This window comes from Virgisporangium aurantiacum (assembly GCF_016863635.1).
GTDB lineage: Bacteria > Actinomycetota > Actinomycetes > Mycobacteriales > Micromonosporaceae > Virgisporangium > Virgisporangium aurantiacum.
On record NZ_BOPG01000043.1, the window covers coordinates 93150 to 115713 of the forward strand.

The 22564-nt window shown below is 71.0% G+C and carries 21 protein-coding genes and 1 pseudogene; 18 read left to right on the plus strand and 4 right to left on the minus strand.

What is annotated here, in order from left to right:
- Positions 1-26: 26 nt before the first annotated feature.
- From Vau01_RS31650 to ilvA, 5 genes are read left to right on the plus strand one after another with little or no spacing between them, the layout of a single operon-like run.
- Positions 27-449 carry an HIT family protein gene (locus Vau01_RS31650; RefSeq protein ID WP_204000187.1) on the plus strand — a complete coding sequence of 141 codons (423 nt, stop codon included), beginning with the start codon at positions 27-29 and terminating at the stop codon, positions 447-449.
- Between the two features lie 43 nt (positions 450-492).
- On the plus strand, positions 493-1146 hold the full coding sequence (msrA, locus tag Vau01_RS31655) for a peptide-methionine (S)-S-oxide reductase MsrA (RefSeq protein WP_204000190.1): 654 nt from the start codon (positions 493-495) through the stop codon (positions 1144-1146).
- A gap of 60 nt (positions 1147-1206) precedes the next feature.
- On the plus strand, positions 1207-1488 hold the full coding sequence (locus Vau01_RS31660) for a type II toxin-antitoxin system TacA family antitoxin (protein ID WP_204000193.1): 282 nt from the start codon (positions 1207-1209) through the stop codon (positions 1486-1488).
- 3 nt (positions 1489-1491) lie between these two features.
- On the plus strand, positions 1492-1971 hold the full coding sequence (locus Vau01_RS31665) for a GNAT family N-acetyltransferase (RefSeq protein WP_204000196.1): 480 nt from the start codon (positions 1492-1494) through the stop codon (positions 1969-1971).
- Between the two features lie 23 nt (positions 1972-1994).
- Positions 1995-3212: a threonine ammonia-lyase gene (gene ilvA, locus Vau01_RS31670; RefSeq protein WP_204000200.1), complete on the plus strand. Its 1218-nt coding sequence runs from the start codon at positions 1995-1997 to the stop codon at positions 3210-3212.
- Here ilvA and greA read toward each other — a convergent pair.
- Both greA and Vau01_RS31680 read right to left on the minus strand, forming a co-directional pair.
- On the minus strand, positions 3209-3721 hold the full coding sequence (greA, locus tag Vau01_RS31675) for a transcription elongation factor GreA (RefSeq protein WP_204000202.1): 513 nt from the start codon (positions 3719-3721) through the stop codon (positions 3209-3211). The two genes, ilvA and greA, sit on opposite strands and share 4 nt — an antisense overlap.
- 96 nt (positions 3722-3817) lie before the next feature.
- Positions 3818-4231 carry a DUF4307 domain-containing protein gene (locus tag Vau01_RS31680; RefSeq protein WP_204000204.1) on the minus strand — a complete coding sequence of 138 codons (414 nt, stop codon included), beginning with the start codon at positions 4229-4231 and terminating at the stop codon, positions 3818-3820.
- A 90-nt stretch (positions 4232-4321) separates the two neighbouring features.
- On the opposite strand from Vau01_RS31680, the gene mca reads away from it, so the two are divergent.
- The 3 genes from mca (at position 4322) to Vau01_RS31695 (ending at position 8237) form a co-directional block, all read left to right on the plus strand.
- On the plus strand, positions 4322-5197 hold the full coding sequence (gene mca / locus Vau01_RS31685) for a mycothiol conjugate amidase Mca (RefSeq protein ID WP_204000206.1): 876 nt from the start codon (positions 4322-4324) through the stop codon (positions 5195-5197).
- A 19-nt stretch (positions 5198-5216) separates the two neighbouring features.
- A complete protein-coding gene (locus Vau01_RS31690; RefSeq protein WP_204000404.1) occupies positions 5217-5414 on the plus strand; it encodes a hypothetical protein in 198 nt (65 codons plus the stop codon).
- 216 nt (positions 5415-5630) lie between these two features.
- On the plus strand, positions 5631-8237 hold the full coding sequence (locus tag Vau01_RS31695) for a putative bifunctional diguanylate cyclase/phosphodiesterase (protein WP_204000208.1): 2607 nt from the start codon (positions 5631-5633) through the stop codon (positions 8235-8237).
- Here Vau01_RS31695 and Vau01_RS31700 read toward each other — a convergent pair.
- Entirely contained in the window at positions 8170-9864 is a 1695-nt protein-coding gene (locus tag Vau01_RS31700; protein ID WP_204000225.1) for an alkaline phosphatase D family protein, read from the minus strand. The genes Vau01_RS31695 and Vau01_RS31700 overlap by 68 nt on opposite strands.
- 63 nt (positions 9865-9927) lie before the next feature.
- Here Vau01_RS31700 and ftsY point away from each other — a divergent pair, with 63 nt between their 5' ends.
- From ftsY to Vau01_RS31735, 7 genes and pseudogenes are all read left to right on the plus strand, one after another.
- On the plus strand, positions 9928-11115 hold the full coding sequence (gene ftsY, locus Vau01_RS31705) for a signal recognition particle-docking protein FtsY (protein WP_204000227.1): 1188 nt from the start codon (positions 9928-9930) through the stop codon (positions 11113-11115).
- A gap of 33 nt (positions 11116-11148) precedes the next feature.
- Complete coding sequence (locus tag Vau01_RS31710) at positions 11149-11937, plus strand: phosphotransferase (RefSeq protein WP_204000229.1); 789 nt, start codon at positions 11149-11151, stop codon at positions 11935-11937.
- A 254-nt stretch (positions 11938-12191) separates the two neighbouring features.
- On the plus strand, positions 12192-13502 hold the full coding sequence (locus Vau01_RS31715; protein ID WP_204000389.1) for an ammonium transporter: 1311 nt from the start codon (positions 12192-12194) through the stop codon (positions 13500-13502).
- Positions 13503-13526: 24 nt separating this feature from the next.
- Positions 13527-13865 (plus strand): P-II family nitrogen regulator, encoded by a 339-nt coding sequence (locus Vau01_RS31720; protein WP_203925194.1) that lies wholly within the window; start codon positions 13527-13529, stop codon positions 13863-13865.
- 19 nt (positions 13866-13884) lie between these two features.
- A pseudogene (locus Vau01_RS31725) lies at positions 13885-16074 on the plus strand ([protein-PII] uridylyltransferase); the annotation flags it as partial.
- A 147-nt stretch (positions 16075-16221) separates the two neighbouring features.
- Positions 16222-17730, plus strand: coding sequence for a signal recognition particle protein (gene ffh, locus Vau01_RS31730; RefSeq protein ID WP_204000233.1), 1509 nt, complete (start codon positions 16222-16224; stop codon positions 17728-17730).
- Positions 17723-18805: an amidohydrolase family protein gene (locus Vau01_RS31735; protein WP_204000235.1), complete on the plus strand. Its 1083-nt coding sequence runs from the start codon at positions 17723-17725 to the stop codon at positions 18803-18805. The genes ffh and Vau01_RS31735 overlap by 8 nt, the downstream gene beginning before the upstream one ends.
- A gap of 40 nt (positions 18806-18845) precedes the next feature.
- Here Vau01_RS31735 and Vau01_RS31740 read toward each other — a convergent pair whose 3' ends face one another.
- A complete protein-coding gene (locus Vau01_RS31740) occupies positions 18846-19727 on the minus strand; it encodes a type IV toxin-antitoxin system AbiEi family antitoxin (protein ID WP_204000238.1) in 882 nt (293 codons plus the stop codon).
- 126 nt (positions 19728-19853) lie between these two features.
- Here Vau01_RS31740 and proS point away from each other — a divergent pair, with 126 nt between their 5' ends.
- The 3 genes from proS to Vau01_RS31755 are packed head-to-tail and all read left to right on the plus strand — an operon-like array spanning position 19854 to position 22563.
- The gene (gene proS, locus Vau01_RS31745) at positions 19854-21260 is read left to right on the plus strand and encodes a proline--tRNA ligase (protein ID WP_204000240.1); all 1407 of its coding nucleotides are present in this window, start codon (positions 19854-19856) and stop codon (positions 21258-21260) included.
- 5 nt (positions 21261-21265) lie between these two features.
- Positions 21266-21913 (plus strand): ribonuclease FAU-1 family protein, encoded by a 648-nt coding sequence (locus Vau01_RS31750; protein ID WP_239152000.1) that lies wholly within the window; start codon positions 21266-21268, stop codon positions 21911-21913.
- Entirely contained in the window at positions 21910-22563 is a 654-nt protein-coding gene (locus Vau01_RS31755) for a ribonuclease FAU-1 family protein (RefSeq protein WP_204000243.1), read from the plus strand. Before Vau01_RS31750 ends, Vau01_RS31755 begins: the two co-directional genes overlap by 4 nt.
- Position 22564: the final 1 nt, after the last annotated feature.

Sequence of the window (22564 nt, forward strand, 5' to 3'; positions counted from 1 at the left end):
GGCTAATGGCCGTTACCGTTGGCTCCGTGGCCGACTGCCTGTTCTGCTCGATCGTTGCCGGTTCGGTGTCGTCGTTCGAGGTCGCCTCCACCGACGAGTGCGTGGCGTTCCTCGACATCCGGCCCGTGTTCAAGGGGCACATCCTGGTGGTGCCGCGCCAGCACGTGGTCACCCTGGCCGATCTTGATCCTTCGCTTCTGTCGCCTTTGTTTCAGTTCGTTCAGCGGCTCTCGGCGGCGGTGGAAAAAGGGCTGGGCGCGGGCGGATCGTTCGTGGCGATGAACAACAAGGTGTCGCAGTCGGTGGCGCACCTGCACGTCCACGTGGTTCCGCGAACCAAGGGCGACGGCCTGCGCGGTTTCTTCTGGCCCCGCACCAGGTACGAATCGGACGAGGAGGCCACCTCGTACGCCACGCGTGTGGCCGACGCCCTGGCCGGGCATTCCTGAGGGGTCCCCGACGTTAGGCCTTGCGATAGGAGGGTTGTGACCCGTGTTTCTCAGGCATAAGAAGCTCGAACTGCCCACAGCCGACGAGGCCCTGCCGGGCCGTAACACCGAGATCCCCGTTGCCGACCGCCACACCGTGCTCGACACCCCGCTGAAGGGCCCCTGGCCCGCCGGGATGCAGACGGCGGTGTTCGGGATGGGCTGCTTCTGGGGCGCCGAGCGCCTGTTCTGGCAGGTGCCGGGCGTCTACTCCACGGCCGTCGGCTACGCGGGTGGGATCACCCCGAACCCGACGTACGAAGAGGTCTGCTCCGGGCGCACCGGCCACACCGAGGCCGTGCTGGTCGTGTACGACCCCGACCGGGTCTCCTACGACCAGTTGCTGAAGGTCTTCTGGGAGAACCACGACCCGACCCAGGGCATGCGCCAGGGCAACGACATCGGTACCCAGTACCGCTCGACGATCTACTCGACCACCGACGAGCAGCACGCCCGGGCGCTGGAGTCGAGGGACCTGTTCCAGAACGTCACCCGGGACGCCGGCTTCGGCGACATCACCACGGAGATCGCCCCGGCCGGCGAGTTCTACTACGCCGAGGACTACCACCAGCAGTACCTCAGCGACGTCAAGAACCCCAACGGCTACTGCAACCACGGCCCCAACGGCATGAGCTGCCCGATCGGCATCGCGTCGTAATTCGGGTGGTGTGAGGCTCCCTTCTGTCCGTACAGTGGTACGGACGGAAGGGAGAGGGTCGTGACGATCGCAGCGACCGCCCGGTTCGAGTTCCGCCTCCGGCCCGACGCCAAGAGGCGCATCGAGCAGGCCGCGGAACTCGTCCACGAGACCACGTCGGACTTCGCCCGTACCGCGGCCGAGGAGCGCGCCGAGCGGGTGCTCAAGGAGCACGCGTTGCGCACGGTCGCCCCGTCGGAGTTCTTCGATCAACTGCTGGCGGCACTCGACGAGCCGGCCGCGCCCAACGCGTCCCTCGCCGCGGCCGCGCGGCGGGCCCGCAGAGCAGTGGAACGGCGTTGACCGGTGGGCTTCGTCAGTGAACCGCTGAGCGAGCAGCACGACCTCCGCTTCGACAGCGGGCGGCCCGAACTCGACACCTGGCTCCAGCGGCACGCCCTGGCGAGCGAGGCGCGGCGCACTGGCCGGACCTTCGTCTGGCTGCACGACGAGCGGGTGGTCGCGTACTACACCGTCACCGGGCATCTGCTCGCGCGGGCGGAGCGACCCCGCGGGAATCCAACCGAGGTACCCGCCGTCATGCTGGCCAGACTGGCGCTCGACAAGGGCCTGCACGGGCAGGGTCACGGCGGCGTTCTGCTCGCCGACGCCCTGCACCGCATCGTCGCCGCCACGCAGACCGTCGCGGCGCGGTTCGTTCTCGTCGACGCCATCGACGAGGTCGCCCACGCCTTTTACCGGTGCTACGGGTTCCGCGAGATTCCCGGAACGCTTCGGCTCGTCCAGAAGATCAGCGATGTGGCGGCCGCCCTCGACGCGGCCTGACCGGGCAGTGCGACCATGCAGTCATGACTGAACTGGTCACCCTGGCCGAGGTGCGGGCCGCCCAGGAACTGCTCGACGGCGTGATCCGCCGTACGCCGATCGAGCCGAGCCGGCCGCTGTCGGCGAAGCTCGCCGGCCCGGTCTGGTTGAAGTGCGAGAACCTGCAGCGGGGCGGCTCGTTCAAGGTGCGCGGCGCGTACGTGCGGATCGCCCGGCTGAGCCCGGCGGAACGGGCCCGCGGGGTGGTGGCGGCCAGCGCCGGCAACCACGCGCAGGGCGTCGCGGTCGCGGCGGCGGCGCTCGACACCGCCGCCACGGTGTTCATGCCGATCGGCGCGGCGCTGCCGAAGGTCGCGGCCACCAAGGGCTACGGCGCCACCGTCGAGTTGGCCGGCGGAACCGTCGACGAGGCGCTGGTGGCCGCCGGTGAGTTCGCCGAGCGGACCGGCGCGGTGCTGATCCACCCGTTCGACCACCGGGACGTGATCGCCGGGCAGGGGACGGTGGCCCTGGAGATCCTCGAACAGGTACCCGACGTCCGCACGATCCTGGTCGGTATCGGCGGCGGCGGGGTGATCTCCGGCATCGCGGTGGCGGCCAAGGCGCTGCGGCCCGACGTGCGGATCATCGGCGTCCAGGCGTCCGGTGCGGCGGCCTATCCGGCGTCGTTGGCGGCCGGGCGGCCGGTGCGGCTGTCGCAGTTCGGCACGATCGCCGACGGCATCGCCGTCGGCTGCCCGGGTGATGTGACGTTCGCGCACGTCAGCAAGCTCGTCGACGACGTGGTGACGGTGACCGAGGAGGACATCTCCCGGGCGCTGCTGGTACTGCTGGAGCGGGGGAAACTGCTGGCCGAGCCGGCCGGTGTGGTGGGCGTGGCGGCGCTGCTCGCCGACGTGGCCGGCGAGGTGGAGACCCCGGCGGTGGCCGTGCTGTCGGGCGGGAACATCGACCCGATGCTGCTGCTCCGCGTGATCGAGCACGGCCTCGCGGCGGCCGGCCGGTACCAGACGTTCACCGTGCGGTGCCCGGACCGGCCCGGCCACCTCGCCAAGCTGCTGGGCGAGGTGGCCGCGCACGGAGCGAACATCGTCGACGTCGACCACCGGCGGCAGGACCCGCGCCTGCGCCTGGGCGAGGTAGAGATCTCGATGTCGGTGGAGACCAGGGGCGCCGCGCACGCCGACCGGCTCACCGGCGCCCTGCGGGCGGCCGGCTACACGGTGACGTTCGCGAACTAGCCGGCGAACGGCTCGAACTTGACGACCGTCACCTTGATCTCGGCGCCGCTGGGCGCCGTGTAGGTGACGGTGTCGCCCTTCTTCGCGCCGACGATGGCCTGGCCGAGCGCCGACTCGGGGCTGTACACGGTGAGGTCGGTGCTGGCCGAGATCTCCCGGGAGCCGAGCAGGAACGTCTCGGTGTCGTCTTCGTCGTCGTCGAACTGGATGGTGACGACGACGCCCGCGCCCACCTTGCCGGAGTTGGCCGACGGCGCCTCGCCGACCTGCGCGGTGCGCAGCAGTTCCTGCAGGTAGCGGATGCGCGCCTCCTGCTTGCCCTGCTCCTCACGCGCGGCGTGGTAACCGCCGTTCTCCTTGAGGTCGCCCTCTTCGCGCCGGGCGTTGATCTCGGCAGCGATCACGGGCCGGTTGGCGATGAACTCGTCGAGTTCGGCCTGCAACCGGTCGTACGCTTCCTGCGACAGCCAGGTGTCAGACGGCACTGAAGATCCCCTTTGCAAGTACATGGGTCGGCGCAACTTGCAGATGAGCCAGACCTACCAAGGTAGCAAAAGCGCCCAACTTAACGTGAGCCCGGCGATTGCTGCCAGTTACTCCGCTCGTTATGCGGCCCGGCACTTCGGAATGTCGACCACGAATGCCCGTTCGCGGGTGACCAGCGTATATGTCTGGACGCTCCGTTTGCCGGCCGGCACCGGTACCTCCGCCGATCCGACCACCAGGCCGTCCTGCGCCCTGGCCCGGACGATGCAGACCGACGGGTTGTGCCCGTCGCTGCGCACCTCGAACCGGATCGTGACGTGATCGGCGGTGCGCTCGGACTCGGACAGGATCCGGGGTGAGTGCTCCGGGTCGCCGTACTGCTTGTACAACCGGTAGCCGATTCCCGCCGACGCCACCATGACCAGCGCACCCACCAGCACGGTGAGCCACGGGCGGCGCCGGCGTTCGGCCCGGCGACGTCCGTACCGGCCGGGTGGGAATACCGGCGTGGCGGTAGCGTCTTGATCAGTCACGGCGTCCTAAATTTCCTCGCGGTCTGCGGCAACAATAGGCGGCGCCGATGCGTTGGGTCACGGTAGTGGCTACGTAGGGAGGGGCACGGGGTGGGGGAGCAGTTGCGCCTGATGGCGGTGCACGCGCATCCGGACGATGAGTCCAGCAAGGGTGCGGCAACGATGGCCCGGTACGTCGCGGAGGGCGTCGACGTGCTGGTGGTGACGTGTACCGGTGGTGAGCGCGGAAGCGTCCTGAACCCGAAACTCGACCGGCCGGAGGTCTGGGAGCAGCTGCCCGAACTGCGCCGGGCCGAGATGGACCGGGCCCGGGAGATCCTCGGCATCCGCCAGGAATGGCTGGGCTTCGTCGACTCCGGCTACCCGGAGGGTGACCCGCTGCCGCCGCTGCCCGACGACGCGTTCGCGCTGGTGCCGGTCGAGCGGGCGGCCGCGCCGCTGGTGCGGCTGATGCGCTCGTTCAAGCCGCACGTGGTGCTCACCTACGACGAGGAGGGCGGCTATCCGCACCCCGACCACGTGATGACCCACAAGGTCAGCATGGTGGCGTTCGACGCGGCCGGTGACCCGGAGCGGTACCCGGAGGAGGGGCCGGTCTGGCAGCCGTTGAAGCTCTACTACCACATGTGGAACATGAAGCGGATCGCGACATTGCACGCCGCGCTGCTGGCCGAAGGCCTCGAGTCGCCGTACGAGGAGTGGCTGAAGAACCTCGACCCGAAGCGCGACAAGAGCTCCCGGGTCACCACCCGCGTCGAGTGCGCCGACCACTTCGAACAGCGCGACGACGCGTTGCGGGCCCACGCCACCCAGGTCGACCCGGACGGGCAGTGGTTCGCGGTGCCGCGTGAGCTGCAGGTGAAGCACTGGCCGACCGAGGACTACGAACTGGTCCGGTCGTTCGTCGACAGCGCGGTGCCCGAAGACGACCTGTTCACCGGGGTCCGCGAACGCGTCACCTGCTGAACAGGCGTACGGTGGCGGCGTGGACGGGATCGCGCAGAACATCTTCGGTGACACCCGCTCCGGTAGCCTCGCCGGGCCGCTCGGCCTGCTCATCATCGTGCTGCTCGCGATCGGCACGGTGCTGCTCATCCGCAACATGAACAAGCGCATCAAGCGGCTGCCCGAGCGGTTCCCCTCGCAGGACGAGCCCGATTCGCCCCAGTCGCCGGGAAACTGACTGTTGCGGCCCTGTTTCGGCGTCTCGCAATGTGTTCGCGACCTCTGTCGCTCGATCGGTTGATGTTCTAGCCTCGCCAGTGGGCTGGGCAACCCGACGCGGGAACAACGGGTCCGCAAGCGATGACGCAGCGCGGAGGGGCGGTGACGCGTGGTCGATAGACGCGCGACCGTGCCGGTCGCGTCCCCGGATCCGCCCCCGTCGATGACGCCGTTGATGCCTCCATCCACCGGTACCGATCCGGTCCGTATACCGGCGCAGCGGTCGTCGGCGGTCGCGTCGCCCGGTGCCGTCTGGCGGTGGTCGTGGTACCTGATGCGCGCCGTCGCGGTGCTCTCGGTCGTCGGCGGGCTGGTGTACACACTCGTCACCGGGGCCGAGATCCCGCCGCCGGCCGTCCTCGCCGCGGTCTGCGCGCTGGTGGTGCTCGGGCACGTCCTCGTCGTGCGGGTCCGTACCGGAACCGGCGTCCTGCGGCTGGGCTGGGGCGAGGCGGCCCTGATGGTCGCCTGCTACTTCGTGTCCGTGGGCCTCGTGCCGGCGGTGTTCCTCGTCTCCGTCGGGCTCCAGCAGTACGGCGGCCTGCGCGCCGGCAAGGTCGCCAACCGGCGCAAGATGGTCAACAACACCGCCGCGCTCACGGTCTCCGCGGCGGCCGCGGCCACGACGGCCGCCCTTTTCGGCCTGCGACCGGAGGCCGAACTCGACGGGCGCACGGTGACCGCCCTGGTCGCCGGTGCGGCGGTCTTCCTGGTGTTCAGCGCCGGGATCGTCGCCGGTCTGGCCACGATCGAGTTCGACCAGCGCGCGGCGCGGGTCGCCCGCACGCTCATCCGTACCAAGGTTCCGATGGCGGTCGGGAACGCGATCGTCGGCCTCGCCATGATCGCCGGGTTCGCCGGGAACCGGATGTGGCTGCTCGTGCTGCCGCCGTCGCTGTGGCTGCTGCACCAGACGTTCGCGTTCCGGGCCGTCAACGAGGACGAGCGCCGGTCGTGGCAGACGTTCGCCGAAGCCACCCGGGAACTGAACCACCTCGACGAGCCGCAGGCCGCGGCCGCCGGCCTCGACGGCGCGATCCGCCTGTTCGGGGGCCGCACCGGGGAGATCGTGATCGACGGGCCGCCCGGCCCGCCGCGGGTGTACTCGATCGCCGGCGACGGCGTGGTGACCCGCGTCGAGGCTCCGCCCGGCCACCGCGACGGCGACCCGCTCGGCGACCTGGCCGGGCCGGGCCGGGGCCGGGCCCTGGCCACCCGTGCGCTGCTGGTGGCCGGCGCCCGCATCGGCGAGCTGCGCATCCTGTCGGCCAACGTGCTCAACCGGCGCGACGCGCTGATGCTCAACGCGTACGGTGACGCGCTGGCCGCGTCCCTTCATGACGCCGCGACCAACAGCGAGCTCCGCGCCCTGACCGAGCGCAGCGACCACGACGCCAACCACGACCCGCTGACCGGGCTGGTCAACCGGTCGGCGCTGCTCGCCCGCGGGTCGGCCCGGCTGGGCGCGCTCGACACGGCGGCGCCGGTCGCGCTGCTGCTCCTGGACATCAACCACTTCAAAGAGGTCAACACGACGCTCGGCCACAAGGCCGGCGACAGTCTCCTGGAGATCATCGCCGAGCGCCTGTCGGCCCGGTCGGCGCCGGCCGACCTCGTGGTGCGGCTCGGCGGGGACGAGTTCGCGGTGCTGTTCGCCGGCACCGGCGCGCAGCAGCCGGCCGCGGTCGAGCGGGCCCGGTTGCTCGCCGCCGACCTGGCCCGGCCGACCGAGGTGGCCGGGGTGCAGCTGTCGGTGGAGGCGTCGATCGGGGTGGTCGCGGCCGCCGCCGGCGAGATCGACGTGACGGAGCTGCTGCGCCGCGCCGACATCGCCATGTACCAGGCGAAGCGGGACGGTGCGAGCGTCGCCTGGTACGAGGCCGACCGCGACAACGCGAGCACCGACCGGCTGGCCCTGCTGGCCGAACTGCGCGAAGCGCTGGCCGGCCGGGACCAGTTGTACCTCGACCTGCAACCCGTCGTCGGCCTGCCGAGCCGGCGGCCGGTGTCGGTGGAGGCGTTCGTGCGGTGGCGGCACCCGCGGCGCGGGACGCTCACCCCGAAGGACTTCGTCCGGGCGGTCGAGCAGAGCGAGCTCCTCGGCCAGTTCACCCGCTACGTCCTCGACGCCGCGCTCGACTTCGCCGCGAAGCTGCGCGCCGTCGGCACGGCGCTTCCGGTGTCGGTCAACCTGTCGCCGCGCAGCCTGCACGACCGCCAGCTGCCCGCCGACGTGGCCCACCTGCTGCACGAGCGCGACGTCCCGGCGAACGGGCTGATCCTGGAGATCACCGAGACGGTGGTGCTCAGCGAGGACCGGGTGGTCGACGAGGTGCTGGCCGAACTGCGCGCCCTCGGGGTGCAGCTGTCCGTCGACGACTTCGGCACCGGCTGCTCGGCGCTGACCTTCCTCACCCGGGTCGCGCTCGACGAGGTCAAGGTCGACCGCACGTTCGTCACCCGCATGGTCGACCGGCCCGAGGCGGCCGCGATCGTGCGCACCACCGTGGAACTCGGCCGCGAGCTCGGCCGTCGGGTGGTGGCCGAGGGCGTGGAGACGCCCGAGCAGTGCGCCGCCCTGATTGCGCTGGGCTGTACCACCGCGCAGGGTTACCACTTCTCCAAGCCGATGCCCGCGCACACCGCCGTCGAGGCGCTGCGCGGAAACGGGCCCGTCGTCCGGACCGACCCGGCACCCCCGCGCCGCCGGGCGACTAACGGGTCAAGCGGACCCGCGCCATCCGGTGGAGCAACTTATCGGGCTCCGTCCCCATTATCGTGACCACCGCGTCGCGGCGGTCGTGCCAGAGCTCGCTGACGGCGTTCTTGTAGACGGGACCCGCCACCCGGTGCCACTTGACCACGGGCGGCGGAAGGCCGGCCGCCTTCGCGACGCCGCGCCCGATCGCCGCCGCCACCCGGCTCCAGCTGAACCGCATCGCCGGCTTCATGAACCCGGGCAGCGCGTTGTGCACCGGTGAGCAGGTGAGCTGGAAGATCGGGCTGCGGGTGGGCACGTCGGCCTTGGCCACGTAGGAGTGGTGCACGTCGCCGGAGAGGACGCACACGGTGGCCGGGCCGTTCTCCCGGTCGGCGACGGCGGTGAGCAGTTCGGTGAGCGCATCGAAGGACCGGCCGAACGCGGCCCAGTGCTCCAGGTCGACCGCCCGGCGGATCTTCTCGGCCCGCTTGCGGACCCACGGCCGGCGCGACTCGGTGAGCTTCTCGCTCGCCGCCTCCAGGTGGTGCACGGCCGGCGGCATCAGCCACGGCAGCGACGAGCCGAGCACCACGTGGTCGTGGTCGCCGGCCACGGCGTCCTGCAACCAGGCCCAGTCGGCGTCGGAGGCCATCGCCCGCGAGCCCGGCCGCAGCTGGCGGCCGGCCCGGTTGTCGAGCACGACGACCCGGGTGCGACCGAGGTCGAGCGAGTAGCTCCACCGGTACGAGGCCGGGTCGGCGTCGGCCCGGGTGCCGAACTCGTCGAGGACGCCCGTCGCGTCGTCGGCGTTGGCCATCACGGCCTGGTAGACGGGGTCCTTCTCCAGCTCGGACGGCGGGATGTTGCCCAGGTGCTGGTACACCCAGTAGGTGGACAGGCCGGCCTTGATGCGGGTGGCCCACCACGTCTCGCGGGCGATGTCGGTGCGCCAGGTGTCGGAGATGTTCCAGTCGTCGATGATCTCGTGGTCATCGAAGATCATCACGCTGGGCACGGTGGAGAACAGCCAGCGGATGTCGGGGTCGGTCCACGAGTCGACGTAGAGCTGGGTGTACTCGTGGAAGTCGACGACCTGCTCGTCGGGCGCGTCGGGGCGGCGCTGGGCGCGCCGCTCCTCCAGGACCCGCTTCATCGTCGTGGACGTCTCGTCGGCGTACACCTGGTCGCCGAGCAGCATGAGCAGGTCGGGCCAATCGGGGTTCTCCGCCTCGGAGAGTTGTACGGCGTACGCGTCGAGCGCGTCGGGCGGGAACCGGTCGGTGTGCAGCGGCGACGACTCGCGGCACGAGCCGAACATGATGCGCACGCCGCCCGCTGGCAGCGGCTGATTTGTCGCCGAGGGAGGCGACGAGGGCCGGGTGCGGATCGCCGGCTGCGGGTACTTGTAGTCCGGCGGCGGCCAGGCCTTCTCGCCCTCGAAGAAGACCTCGTAGGGGACGACGGAGTCGGGCGGCAGCCCGTCGACCACCACGAAGCCGTAGTGGTGCCCGTGCGCGCTGAACGTACGGGCGGTGCCCGTGCTGCCTCCGGCCCGCACCTCGACGGTGCCCGGGCGGTCCGGCTCGACCCAGATGGTCGCCTGGCCGCCCTCGACCCGGCGCAGCACCGGCCCCAGGATCAGTGGCGAGCGGACGCTGATGGTCGATTCGGACCTGAATGGTTCCTCCACGGCGGGCACGGGTCCCATGATTCGCCAAGAACGGTGGCCCTGCCACCCGGTCCGGTCGGGTGAGTCTGAGACGATTCGGGCATGGAGTACGTCGTCATCGCCGTTGCGCTGCTGGTCCTGTTGATCGTGGGGGCCGTCGCGTACGTCGTCCCGAAGCGCCGGCGCGAACTGCCGCCCAGCGTGCCGGGCACGACCGGCACCGAGGTGCTCGAACGCCCGCCGACACCCGCGGTGGAACCGGAGGCTGAGCCGGAGGTCGAGCCGGGCCTCGTCGAACCGCCCGCGGTCGTCGAACCTGAGCCCGCGGTCGAAACTCCGCCGGCACCGGTCATCGAGACGCCCGAGCCGACGGCCGGGCGGCTGACCCGGCTGCGGGCCCGCCTCTCGCGGTCACAGAATTCCCTCGGCCGGGGCCTGCTTGCGCTGCTGTCGCGCGACAAGCTCGACGACGACACCTGGGACGAGGTCGAGGAGAGCCTGATCCGCGCCGACGTCGGTGTCGGCCCGACACAGGAACTGGTGGAACGGCTGCGCACGCAGGCCCGGGTGCTGGGCACCGGTTCCGCCGACGAGCTGCGCAAACTGCTCGCCGAGGAGCTCACCAACGCCCTCGAGCCGTCGCTCGACCGGTCACTGACGGCCACCGCCGAGGGGCGCCCGGCCGTCGTGCTGGTCGTGGGCGTCAACGGGTCGGGCAAGACCACCACCTGCGGCAAGATCGGCCGGGTGCTGGTCGCCGACGGGCGCACGGTGATGTTCGGCGCCGCCGACACGTTCCGGGCCGCCGCCGCCGAGCAGCTGGCCACCTGGGCCGGCCGCGTCGGCGCCGAGGTCGTCCGCGGGCCGGAGGGCGGCGACCCGGCCGCGGTGGCCTTCGACGCCGTGAAGCGCGGCATCGAGACCCGGGTCGACACTGTGGTGATCGACACGGCCGGCCGGCTGCAGAACAAGATCGGCCTGATGGACGAGTTGGGCAAGGTCAAGCGCGTCGTGGAGCGTCACGGGCCGGTAGATGAGACCCTTCTGGTACTCGACGCCACCACCGGACAGAACGGTCTGGAGCAGGCGCGGGTGTTCACCGAGGTGGTCAACGTGACCGGCGTGGTGCTCACCAAGCTCGACGGCACGGCGAAGGGCGGGATCGTCATCGCGGTTCAGCGCAAACTGGGCATCCCGGTGAAGCTGGTCGGGCTGGGCGAGGGGCCGGATGACCTTGCGCCGTTCGAACCCGCCCAGTTCGTCGAGGCGTTGCTGGCGACGGACGCGTAGCCTTCGAGGACGTACGCAGATGATGGAGGGCCGGTGACCCAGCAGGAAGTACCGCTTCACGGCGGTAACACCTCGGTGGTCCACCGTGTCGGTGACACGGTCCGCCGCAACGCCGGCCCCTGGACGCCCGCCGTGCACTCGCTGCTGCGGCATCTGGAGTACGTGGGGTACACCGGTGCTCCACGCGCGCTGGGAATAGACGAGAAGGGCCGCGAGGTCCTTTCGTACATCACGGGCGAGTGCGGCGAGTACCCGCTGGCGCCGCACTGGGTCACCGACGAGGCGCTCACCACCGTCGCCCAGATGTTGCGCATGTTCCACGACGCGCAGTACGGCTTCCGGCCGCCACCGGGCGCGGTGTGGCGCTCGTTCGGCCCGCCGCCGCCCGACACCGAGGTGATCTGTCACCACGACGCGGCGCCGCACAACGTCATCTGGCGGCCCGACGGCACGCTGGCCCTCATCGACTTCGACCTGGCCTCGCCCGGCGCCCGCATCTACGACGTGGCGTACGCGGCCTGGACGTGGACCCCGCTGTTCTCCGACCGCGACTCGTACACGCTGGGCTGGAAGCGGCCCAACCGGCCGCGCCGGCTGCGCATGTTCGCCGACGCGTACGGGTTGACCCCGCGCGACCGGCACCGCCTCGTGCGCGTCATCCGGAAACGGATCGTCGACCACATCGAGGGCATCCGGCGGATGGCTGCCGCCGGTGATCCGGCGTTCGTCCGGATCGTGCACAAAGGCCATTTGCGTCGCCCGGTGCGTGATCTCCGGCTGATCGACTACGAGCGCCACATTCTCGAGTACTCCCTCCGCTAACCGGCCGGCCGGCCTCATCTGATCGGTCAGCGTGAGCAAACGTTCACACGTTGGAAACCTTGCGTGATGGCGCGGAAACCGTGCTGGGCACCTTTCGAAACACCTGGCCGTGAAGCTTTCGTGCATTCCGGCGTGAGTGGCGAGGGTGCCGAACGGGCCGGAGAGAGGAACTCGCCAACCAGGAGGCCAGCGTGCCTGAATTCAATGCCAGCAATACCGCTTGGTTGCTGGTATCCAGTGCTCTCGTGTTGTTGATGACCCCGGGCCTGGCACTGTTCTACGGCGGTTTGAACCGGTCCAAAGGCGTGCTCAACATGATGATGATGAGCTTCGCCACGATCGGGCTCGTCTCCGTCCTGTGGCTGTTCTACGGGTTCTCGGCGGCATTCGGTTCGGACACCGCCGGCGGCCTGCTCGGAAGCCTCGGCGACTACCCCGGCTGGAACACGTACCTCGCCGAAACCGACCTCTGGGGAACCACCGGCATTCCGGTGTACGTCTTCATGGCGTTCCAGGCCACCTTCGCCATCATCACCGTGGCCCTGATCAGCGGCGCCGTCTCCGACCGCATGAAGTTCGCCGGCTGGCTGATCTTCGCGGCCGGCTGGGCGACGCTCGTGTACTTCCCGGTCGCCCACTGGATCTGGGGCGGCGGCTGGATCGCGACGAAGCTGCACGCACTCGACTTCGCCGGTGGTACCGCGGTGCACATCAACGCCGGTGCGGCCGCGCTCGGCCTGGTGCTCGTCCTCGGCAAGCGCGCCGGCTGGCCCGGGCAGGGCTTCCGGCCGCACAACGTCCCGTTCGTGGCGCTGGGCGCCGGCCTGCTGTGGTTCGGCTGGTTCGGGTTCAACGCGGGTTCGGAGCTGACCGTCGACGCGGTCACCGGTCTGGCCTTCATCAACACGTTGGTGGCGACCGCGGCGGCCCTGCTCGGCTGGATCATCGTGGAGTGGATCCGGGACAAGAAGCCGACCCTGGTCGGTGCCTCGTCCGGTGCCGTCGCCGGCCTGGTGGCGATCACCCCGGCCTGTGGCTTCATCGAGCCGTGGGCGGGTGTGGTGCTCGGCCTGGTCGCCGGCATCGTCTGCGCCCTCGCGGTGAGCCTGAAGTACAAGCTGGGCTACGACGACTCGCTCGACGTGGTCGGCGTCCACTTCGTCGGTGGCTGGATCGGCTCGCTGTGGCTGGGCCTGTTCGCCACGAACGAGGTGAACGCCGCGATCGGCGACGTGGTCGGCGCCAGCGACGGTCTGTTCTACGGTGGTGGCGTGACCCAGCTCGGCCGCCAGGCCGCGGCCAGCGGTGTCGTGACGGTCTACTCGCTCGGCATCGCGGCCCTCATCGCCCTGGTGCTCAAGGCGGTCAAGCTGCTGCGCACCAGCACCGACGCCGAGGTCGACGGCATCGACCTGGCCGAGCACGCCGAGGCGGGCTACGACCTGTCGACGGGCAGCGGTGGCACCGGCGGCGCGTTCGCCCTCGCCGGAATCGCGCCGAGTCAATCGTCGGCATCCGCGTCACCACCGGCCGAGGCGCCCGTGGCCGAGCAGGTTACTAGCTAACGTCGGGACATGGAGGGAATGGGCATGAAGCTCGTGACCGCGGTCATCAAGCCTTACCAGCTCGATGCCGTGAAAGAGGCGCTGTCGACGCTGGGCGTCAGTGGCCTGACCGTCAGCGAGGTACAGGGATACGGCCGCCAGAAGGGGCACACCGAGGTCTACCGGGGTGCCGAGTACACGGTGGAGTTCGTGCCGAAGATCCGGGTCGAGATCGTCACCGACGAACTCGACGTCGAGAAGGTCGTCGACTCCATCGTCACCGCCGCCCGCACCGGCAAGATCGGTGACGGCAAGGTCTGGGTCACGTCGGTCGACGACGTGGTGCGGGTCCGCACCGGCGAGCGTGGGCTCGACGCGCTCTGACGGCGGGTCGACGGCAGCAGTGAGCAGCGTGGCGCCCACCCCGGGGATCTCCTCCGGGGTGGGCGCCGCCGCACGGGCGGGCCGCGCCGACGCGCTCGACCCGTGGCTCGCCAGCCTGCTACCCGACCTGCCCGGAGCCGCGCTGGTCGCCGTCGGCGGCCTGGGGCGTCGCGAGATGGCCCCGTACAGCGATATCGACCTGGTGCTCGTGCACACCGAGGACTGCGTGATCGACCCGGCCCAGGTGTGGTACCCGATCTGGGACGCCGGGTTCAAGCTCGACCACTCCGCCCGCACGGTCCCGCAGGCGCTGGAGGTGGCCGACACCGACGTCAAGGCGGCCCTCGGGCTGCTCGACGCGCGGCTGATCGCCGGCGACCGCGACCTCGCCCGGCGCCTGCACGAGGCCGTGGTGCAGAAGTGGCGGCGCGAGGCACACCGGATCCTGCCGATGCTGCGCGAGCTCATCGACCAGCGCTGGGAGCGCTACGGCGAACTGGCGTTCCTGCTGGAGGGCGACCTCAAGGAGGCCCGGGGCGGGCTGCGCGACGTCGGGGTGCTGCGCGGCCTCGGCTACGCGGGCGTCGCCGACGGCACCCGGCCGGCCGTGCGCGCCGCCCACAACTTCCTCCTCGACGTGCGCGACGCGTTGCACGTCGCCCGCGGCCGGCGCGGCGACCACCTGCTCGCGCAGGAGCGCAGCGAGGTGGCCCGGCAACTCGAACTTCCCGACGGCGACGCGCTGCTGCGGCGGATCACCGACGCCGCCCGCACCATCGCGCACGCCTCGGACGACGGGTGGCGCGCGGCCACCCGGTGGCTCACCCGGCGCGGCAAGCCACGGGCGGAGCGGACCCGCACCCCGCTGGCCCGTGACGTCATCGAGCAGGACGGCGAGGCGGTGCTCGCGCGCACCGCCGTCACCGCCAGGCCCGACCCGGCCCTCGCACTGCGGGTCGCCGCGGCAGCGGCGCGCAGCGGGCGTCCCATAGCCAGACCGACGCTGGAGTGGCTGGCCCGGTACGCGCAACCACCCACCAGGCCGTGGCCTCCCGGGGCCCGGTACGCGTTCTTCGCGCTGCTCGGCGCCGGCCCCGGCCTGGTGCAGACGTGGGAGGCGTGCGACCGGTACGGCCTCGTGACCGGCTGGCTGCCGGAGTGGGCCCGGATCCGGAGCGCGCCGCAGCACAACCCCGTGCACCGGTTCACCATCGACCGGCATCTCGTCGAGACCGCCGCGAACGCCGCCGTGCACGCCCGCGAGGTGGCCCGGCCCGACCTGCTGGTGCTGTGCGCGCTGCTGCACGACATCGGCAAGGGGCTGCCCGGCGACCACAGCACGGTCGGCGCGCCGATCGCGGCCGGCGTGGCCGAGCGGATCGGGTTGCCGCCGGCCGACGTGGAGATCGTGCGCCGGGTGGTGCGGCAGCACCTGCTGCTGCCCGACACCGCGACCCGCCGCGACCTGGCCGACCCGATCACCATCGACATGGTGGCCGAGGCGGTCCGCGACACCACGACCCTGGATCTTCTGTACGCGCTGGCCCGGGCCGACGCGGCGGCGACCGGGCCGGCGGCGTGGTCGGGGTGGAAGGGCCGGCTGGTCGACGAGTTGGTGCGGCGCGCCGGCGGGGCACTCGCCGGGCGGGCACCCGAGCCGCCGCCGGCCGCGCCGCCGCGCCCGGAGGGCCCGCTGCCGGCGGTGCGGGTCACCGCCGAACGGGTGACGGTGACCGCGCAGGACCGGCGCGGCCTGCTCGCCGCGGTCGCCGGCTGCCTGGCGCTGCACCGGCTGGAGGTGATGACCGCCGACACGTCGACGGTCGACCGGTTGGCGTACGTGTCGTGTGCGGTGCAGCCGCGCTTCGGTGGTGGCGTCGATCTCGAGGGGCTCGCCGTCGACCTGCGCCGGGCGCTGGCGGGTGAGCTGCCGCTGGGTCGGCGGCTGGCGGTGCGGTCCGCCGGGATCGACGCGCGGCTGGTGTGGCATCCCGCCACCGACGCGGCCGTGCTGGAGGTGCGGGCGGCCGACTCGCCCGGCCTGCTGTACTCGATCGCGTCGGCGCTGGAGAACGCCGGCGCCGACGTGCGGGCGGCCCGGATCTCGACCCTGGGCGCGGCGGTGGTCGACGCGTTCTACCTGGAAGGCACCGACTGGACCGACGACCGGCGGAAGGAGATCGAGGTGGCGGTGCTCAACGCGGTGGGCGGTTCCGGCCCGGCGCCGGCGGCGTCTGGACTGAGGAGCGCAGGGAGCGGAGCGACCGGAGCGACGAGGGAAGACGCCGCCGAGTAGGCGCCCGGGCCCGCGCGAGCGGAGCGAGCGCCAGCAACAGCGCCCAGTAGACTGGCCTCCGTGTTCGACACCCTGAGCGATCGCCTGTCCGGGATCTTCACCAAGCTGCGCGGCAAGGGCAAGCTGTCCGACGCCGACATCGACGCCACCGCGCGTGAAATCCGGCTCGCGCTGCTGGAAGCCGACGTGGCGCTCGCGGTGGTGAAACTGTTCATCAACCGGATCAAGGAACGGGCCCGGGGCGCCGAGGTCTCCCAGGCGCTGAACCCGGCGCAGCAGGTCGTCAAGATCGTCCACGAGGAGCTCATCGGCATCCTCGGCGGCGAGGCGCGGCGCCTGCAGTTCGCCAAGCAGCCGCCCACGGTGATCATGCTGGCCGGCCTCCAGGGTTCCGGTAAGACGACGCTCGCCGGCAAGCTGGCCCGCTGGCTGAAGGAGCAGGGCCACCAGCCGCTGCTGGTGGCGGCCGACCTGCAGCGTCCGAACGCGGTCAACCAGCTTCAGGTGCTCGGGGGCCGGGCCGGGGTCGAGGTGTACGCGCCCGAGCCGGGCAACGGCGTCGGCGACCCGGTGCAGGTCTCCCGCGACGCGATCGGGCACGCCCAGCGGCAGATGCGCGACGTGGTTATCGTCGACACCGCCGGTCGGCTCGGTATCGACACCGAGATGATGCAGCAGGCGGCTTCGATCCGCGACGCGGTGAACCCCGACGAAGTGATCTTCGTGATCGACGCGATGATCGGTCAGGACGCCGTGGCCACCGCCGAGGCGTTCCGCGACGGCGTCGGCATCACGGGCGTCGTCCTGTCGAAGCTCGACGGTGACGCCCGCGGTGGTGCCGCCCTGTCGGTGCGGGCCGTCACCGGGCAACCGATCCTCTTCGCCAGCACCGGCGAGAAGCTCGAGGACTTCGACGTCTTCCACCCCGAGCGGATGGCGTCGCGGATCCTCGACATGGGCGACATGCTCACGCTGATCGAGCAGGCCGAACGGGCCTTCGACGACGATCAGAAAGAGCGCATGACCGCCAAGCTCATGGGCGGCGAGTCGTTCACCCTCGAAGACTTCCTCGAGCAGCTGATCGCCGTGCGTCGCATGGGTCCGATCGCCAACGTGCTCGGCATGCTGCCCGGCATGGGCCAGATGAAGGACCAGCTGGCCGAGGTCGACGACAAGCACTTCGACCGGGTCACCGCGATCATCCGCTCGATGACCCCGGCCGAGCGCTCCAACGCGAAGCTCATCAACGGGTCGCGGCGGGTGCGCATCGCCAACGGGTCCGGCACCACCGTGATGGACGTCAACCAGCTGCTGAACAGGTTCGCCGACGCGCAGAAGATGATGAAGCAGATGGGCGGCATGATGGGCCTGCCCGGCGGCCGGCGGAAGGCGACGAAGTCGCCGAAGAACAAGCGCAAGGGCAAGGGCGGCGGCCAGCGTCCGCAGCGTCCCGCCGCGCTGCCCCAGATGCCGGCGAATTTCGACCCGAACGCGCTGCCCGGGATGGCGCCCGGTTTCACCCCGCCGAAGCTGGACTTCTCCCAGCTGCAGAAGCGGCAGCGTGACTGAGGTTCTGCACGTCCGGGGCGTGGTGCTGCCGGACGACGTCACGCGGGATCTGTGGCTCGTCGGCGACCGCGTGACGTTCGAGCCCGTCCCGGGCGCGACCACCGTTCTCGACCGCGGGTTCATCCTGCCCGGCCTCGTCGACGCCCACTGCCACATCGGCATCACGGTCGGCGGCGAGCCGGCGACGATGTCCGGCGCCCGCGAGGCCGCGCTCGTCGATCGCGCCGCCGGGGTCCTGGCGATCCGGGACGCGGGCTCGCCACTGGAGTACGGGTCATCCTTTGATGAAGAGCTGGACTTCCCGCGGCTCGCCCGGGCCGGCCGGCACATCGCAGCTCCCCGCCGCTACCTGCGCGACATCGGCGCCGAGGTGACCGGTGCCGACCTCGACGCCGAGGTGCGCAAGCAGGCGGCGGCCGGTTCCGGCTGGGTCAAACTGGTCGGCGACTGGATCGACCGGTCCGTCGGCGATCTTGCGCCCTCCTGGGACTCCTCCCTGATGGCGTCGGCCGTGGCGACCGCGCACGCTGCCGGTGCCCGCGTCGCGGCCCACGTGTTCGCGGAGGAGTCGGTGGCCGCCCTGGTACGGGCCGGCATCGACTCCGTCGAGCACGGCACCGGCCTCAGCGACGACGACATCGCGCTCATGGCCGTTCAGGGCACGGCGCTCGTTCCCACCTTGTTGAACGTGCGGACGTTCGACCGCATCGCCGCCCAGGCGGAAGACAAGTTCCCCAGGTACGCCGCGCACATGCTGGCCCTCCGCGACCGACTACCGGGCGTGGTACGCAAAGCGCACGAGGCAGGGGTGCCGATCTACGTCGGCACCGACGCGGGCGGAACCGTCGAACACGGATTGGCCGCCCGCGAAATGCTCCTGCTGGCCGAGGCGGGCCTCTCGAATGAGGAAGTCCTTTCGGCGGGTTCCTGGGGCGCCCGGGCCTGGCTGGGCTTCCCTTCTCTTGTCGAAGGCGGCCTGGCCGACCTCGTGATGTACGAGCACGACCCCCGGAAGGACCTGCGAGCCCTCCTGAACCCCGCCGCGCTCATCCTCCGCGGGAAGTTGATCTCCTGACCGGGCACTCAGGCACGTCTTCTCGTCCGAGGCAGGTGCCTCAGTGCCCGGTCAGGAGATCAACTTCGAGTGCGGCTCGGACCAGCTCGACGATCCGGTCCGGATTGCGGTAAATGTCGGCAGCGGCGAAGCGCAGAACGATCCAGCCGCAGGCGCGCAGCGCGTTGATCCGGCGGAGATCGCGCTGGAACGTGCCACGGTCACGGTGATGATCTCCCTCGTACTCGATTCCAAGCCTGTGCTCCGGGTAGGCGAGATCGAGACGGGCGACGAACGTTCCACCTGCGTCGCGCACGACGTGCTGTGTGACCGGCCGGGGCAGGGATCCGCCGACGAGGATCATCCGGAGGCGGCTCTCCTGCGGCGACTCGGCACCGGCGTCGCTGAGCGCGTGCACCTGCCGCAAGCGGTCAACGCCGGGCCAGCCGGGATGGTCGACGGCGAGCCGGAGCAGCGTGTCGTCGACAATCAAGCGCTTGGCCAGCATGGCGTCGACGGTGACCACGGCCTCGACGATCGGCAACCGGCGGGCGACATCGAAAGCGGTGCGGGCGGGCGTGGTGACCGGCGTTCCACCCACAGCGATCAGGTCAGCGGTACCGAGCGACGATCGGATCACCCGCAGCCCCGCGGGCGGCCGGATCCGTACGTCCGCCGGAACGGTGACCTCGATCGGGTCGCCGCGGGTCAGCGTGTCAGCTCCCCAGAACGCGGCGGCCGAGCGGCCGCTGACGGCCCCTCGGCCGCGAAGGTAGAGGCCGGCCGCCTGGCACCGGAGGTGGTGGTCGAGTTCCAACTGGGCACAGGCGTAGATGTCGGGGAAGAGGCGGCGCCAGGTGCCGCCCTGGAGTTGGCGGCGGGTGAGCAGCCCTTCAGCGATGGCGGCGGAGCCTACGAAAGGGAGATCACGGGGCACGGGCATCGGGACAGGATCGGGGCCTGGCCGGCCGGAACGGAAGGGCGTCTTTCCTGCCTGTGGATAACCCGGAAGCTTTCCACAGGGCACCGGCACCGAGGAGCACGGCGGCTGCGCCTACGATTGGCGGTCATGGCGCGTGTGCTCACTCCCCGTGCGGACGATTTTCCCCGCTGGTACCAGGATGTCATCGCTAAAGCCGAGCTGGCCGACAACGGCCCGGTGCGGGGGACGATGGTGATCCGGCCGACCGGGTACGCCATCTGGGAGCGCATGGTCGACGAGATGGACGCCCGCATCAAGGCGGCCGGCTCGCAGAACGCCTACTTTCCGCTCTTCATCCCGGAGAGTTACCTGCGGCGCGAGGCCGAGCACGTCGAGGGGTTCTCGCCCGAGTTGGCGGTCGTTACCCATGGCGGCGGCAAGCAGCTGAGCGAGCCCGTCGTGGTGCGGCCCACCAGTGAGACGGTGATCGGCGAGTTCATGGCCAAGTGGGTCAGCAGCTACCGCGACCTGCCGTTGCTGCTGAACCAGTGGGCCAACGTGGTGCGGTGGGAGCTCCGGCCCCGCATCTTCCTGCGTACGAGCGAGTTCCTCTGGCAGGAGGGCCACACGGCCCACGCCACCGAGGCCGACGCCCGTGCGTACGCACGACGGATTCTGCACGACGTCTACGAGGATTTCATGGTGAACGTCCTCGCAATGCCCGTCATCGTCGGGCGGAAGACGGCGCGGGAGCGCTTCGCCGGCGCGACCAACACCTACACGCTCGAAGGCATGATGGGCGACGGCAAGGCGCTGCAGATGGGCACCAGCCACGAGCTCGGCACGAACTTCGCCAAAGCTTTCGACATCGAATACTCGTCAAAAGAAGGCGGCCGCGAGCTCTGCTGGACCACCTCCTGGGGCTCGTCCACCCGCATGCTCGGCGGCATGATCATGTGCCACGGCGACGACAACGGCCTCCGCGTGCCGCCGCAGGCGGCCGCGGTGCAGGCGGTGGTCACCGTGGTCAAGGACGGCGATCAGGTCATCGCCACGGCCACAAAGCTCCGTGACGCGCTGAGCGACGCCGGCGTACGCGTGATCCTCGACGACCGGGTCGACACCCCGTTCGGCCGGCGTGCCGTCGACGCCGAACTCAAGGGTTACCCGGTGCGGGTCGAGGTCGGCCCGCGCGACCTGGCCACCGGCAACGTCACGCTGGTGACCCGCTACGACGGCGTGAAGCAGCCGCTGCCGCTCGACCAGGCCGTCGACGCGGTGACGAACGCTCTCCGGGCCACGCAGGAGAACCTGCTCACCGAGGCACGCACCCGGCGCGAGGAGAACACCGCCGAGGTGTCGACCGTCGACGAGGCGATCGAGGCCAGCACGGCCGGCTGGGCGCGGCTGCCGTGGAGCGCGGTGGGCGTCGAGGGGGAGAACAAGGCGAACGCGCAGGGCGTCACCGTGCGTTGCCTCACCCGCGAAGACGGCACCGTGCCCGACTCCGAGGATGAACCGGGCCTGGTCGCCTACCTCGCGCGGGCGTACTGACCGCCGTGGCGTTCGCGGCGGGCACCCCCGCGCTGCGGCGGCACTACATGCGTGACCACGAGATCGGCCGGGTCTGGGTCGGGCATGTCGCGGCCGACGACGAGCACGGCCTGTGGCTGTGGTTCGCGACCGGCAGCCCGTGGCGCACCATCGGCGCGGCCGACGGCCGCACCTTCCGGGACGTGCCGTTCACCGACTGGGGACGCGTCGAGCACGCGCTCCACGACGGCACGTGGAGCGGTGACGTGCTCATGCTGCACCCGCCCGGCGCGGCCTACTCGGTCTGGATGTTCTTCACGGCCGGGCGGTTCACGAGCTGGTACGTGAACCTCGAACGGCCCGGCGCCCGCTGGGAGAACACCGACGGGCTGGTCGGCCTCGACACGATCGACTACGACCTCGACATCGTGGCCGCGCCCGACCGGACGTGGCGGTGGAAGGACGAGGACGAGTTCGCCGACCACCTCGCCGTCCCGGAGCTCTACTGGTGCGACGACGAGGCCGCGGTGCGCACGAGCGGGGCCGAGGTGGTCAAGCTGATCGAGGCCGGCGAGTTCCCGTTCGACGGCACCCGCACCGACTTCCGTCCCGATCCGCGCTGGACCGTGCCGACGGCGATCCCGGCCGGCTGGGACCGGCCGCGGGCGTGGTGACCCGGTTCAAACCGGGGCAACTGCTCGTGCACCGGCACTTCACCCACCGCGACCTGGTGTGGGTGCCGCTGGTGCGGGTCGTCTCCGACGACGAGCGGGGCCTGCTGATGTGGATGCCGCACGGCACGCCCATGCGACGAGAGGTGACGCTCGACGGCCGCGGCCCGCGCGGCATGCCGTTCGCCGACTGGCTCCAGGAGCCCAAGCACATGGTCGGCGACGTCCATCGGGGGCCGAACATCCTCAAGTTCGTGCCGCCCGACGCGGCGCACTCGGTGTGGTGGCTGTTCCGTCCGGCGGGGGTGTTCGCGGCCTGGTACGTCAACCTGGAACGACCGATCGCCCGGTGGGACGACGGCGACCTGGCCGGCATCGACACCACCGACTTCGACCTGGACATCTGGGTCTGGCCGAACCGCACCTGGCAGTGGAAGGACGAGCACGAACTCGCCGAGCGCCTCGGCTTCCCGGACCACTACTGGGTCAGCGACCCCGACGCGGTGTGGGCCGAGGGCCGGCGGGTGATCCCCAAGATCGAGGCCGGCGAGTTCCCGTTCGACGGCACCTGGTGCGACTTCATGCCCGACCCCGGCTGGACCATGCCCGGCCAGGTTCCCGACGGCTGGGACCGCCCGCGCGTCACGGGATGAA

Coding starts and splice junctions, on each gene's coding strand:
- Vau01_RS31695 (WP_204000208.1), top strand. CDS start 5,631: ATGCCTCCATCCACCGGTACCGATCCGGTCCGTATACCGGCGCAGCGG.
- Vau01_RS31720 (WP_203925194.1), top strand. CDS start 13,527: ATGAAGCTCGTGACCGCGGTCATCAAGCCTTACCAGCTCGATGCCGTG.
- Vau01_RS31700 (WP_204000225.1), bottom strand. CDS start 9,864: ATGGGACCCGTGCCCGCCGTGGAGGAACCATTCAGGTCCGAATCGACC.
- Vau01_RS31715 (WP_204000389.1), top strand. CDS start 12,192: ATGACCCCGGGCCTGGCACTGTTCTACGGCGGTTTGAACCGGTCCAAA.
- greA (WP_204000202.1), bottom strand. CDS start 3,721: ATGTACTTGCAAAGGGGATCTTCAGTGCCGTCTGACACCTGGCTGTCG.
- ilvA (WP_204000200.1), top strand. CDS start 1,995: ATGACTGAACTGGTCACCCTGGCCGAGGTGCGGGCCGCCCAGGAACTG.
- ftsY (WP_204000227.1), top strand. CDS start 9,928: ATGGAGTACGTCGTCATCGCCGTTGCGCTGCTGGTCCTGTTGATCGTG.
- proS (WP_204000240.1), top strand. CDS start 19,854: ATGGCGCGTGTGCTCACTCCCCGTGCGGACGATTTTCCCCGCTGGTAC.
- Vau01_RS31740 (WP_204000238.1), bottom strand. CDS start 19,727: ATGCCCGTGCCCCGTGATCTCCCTTTCGTAGGCTCCGCCGCCATCGCT.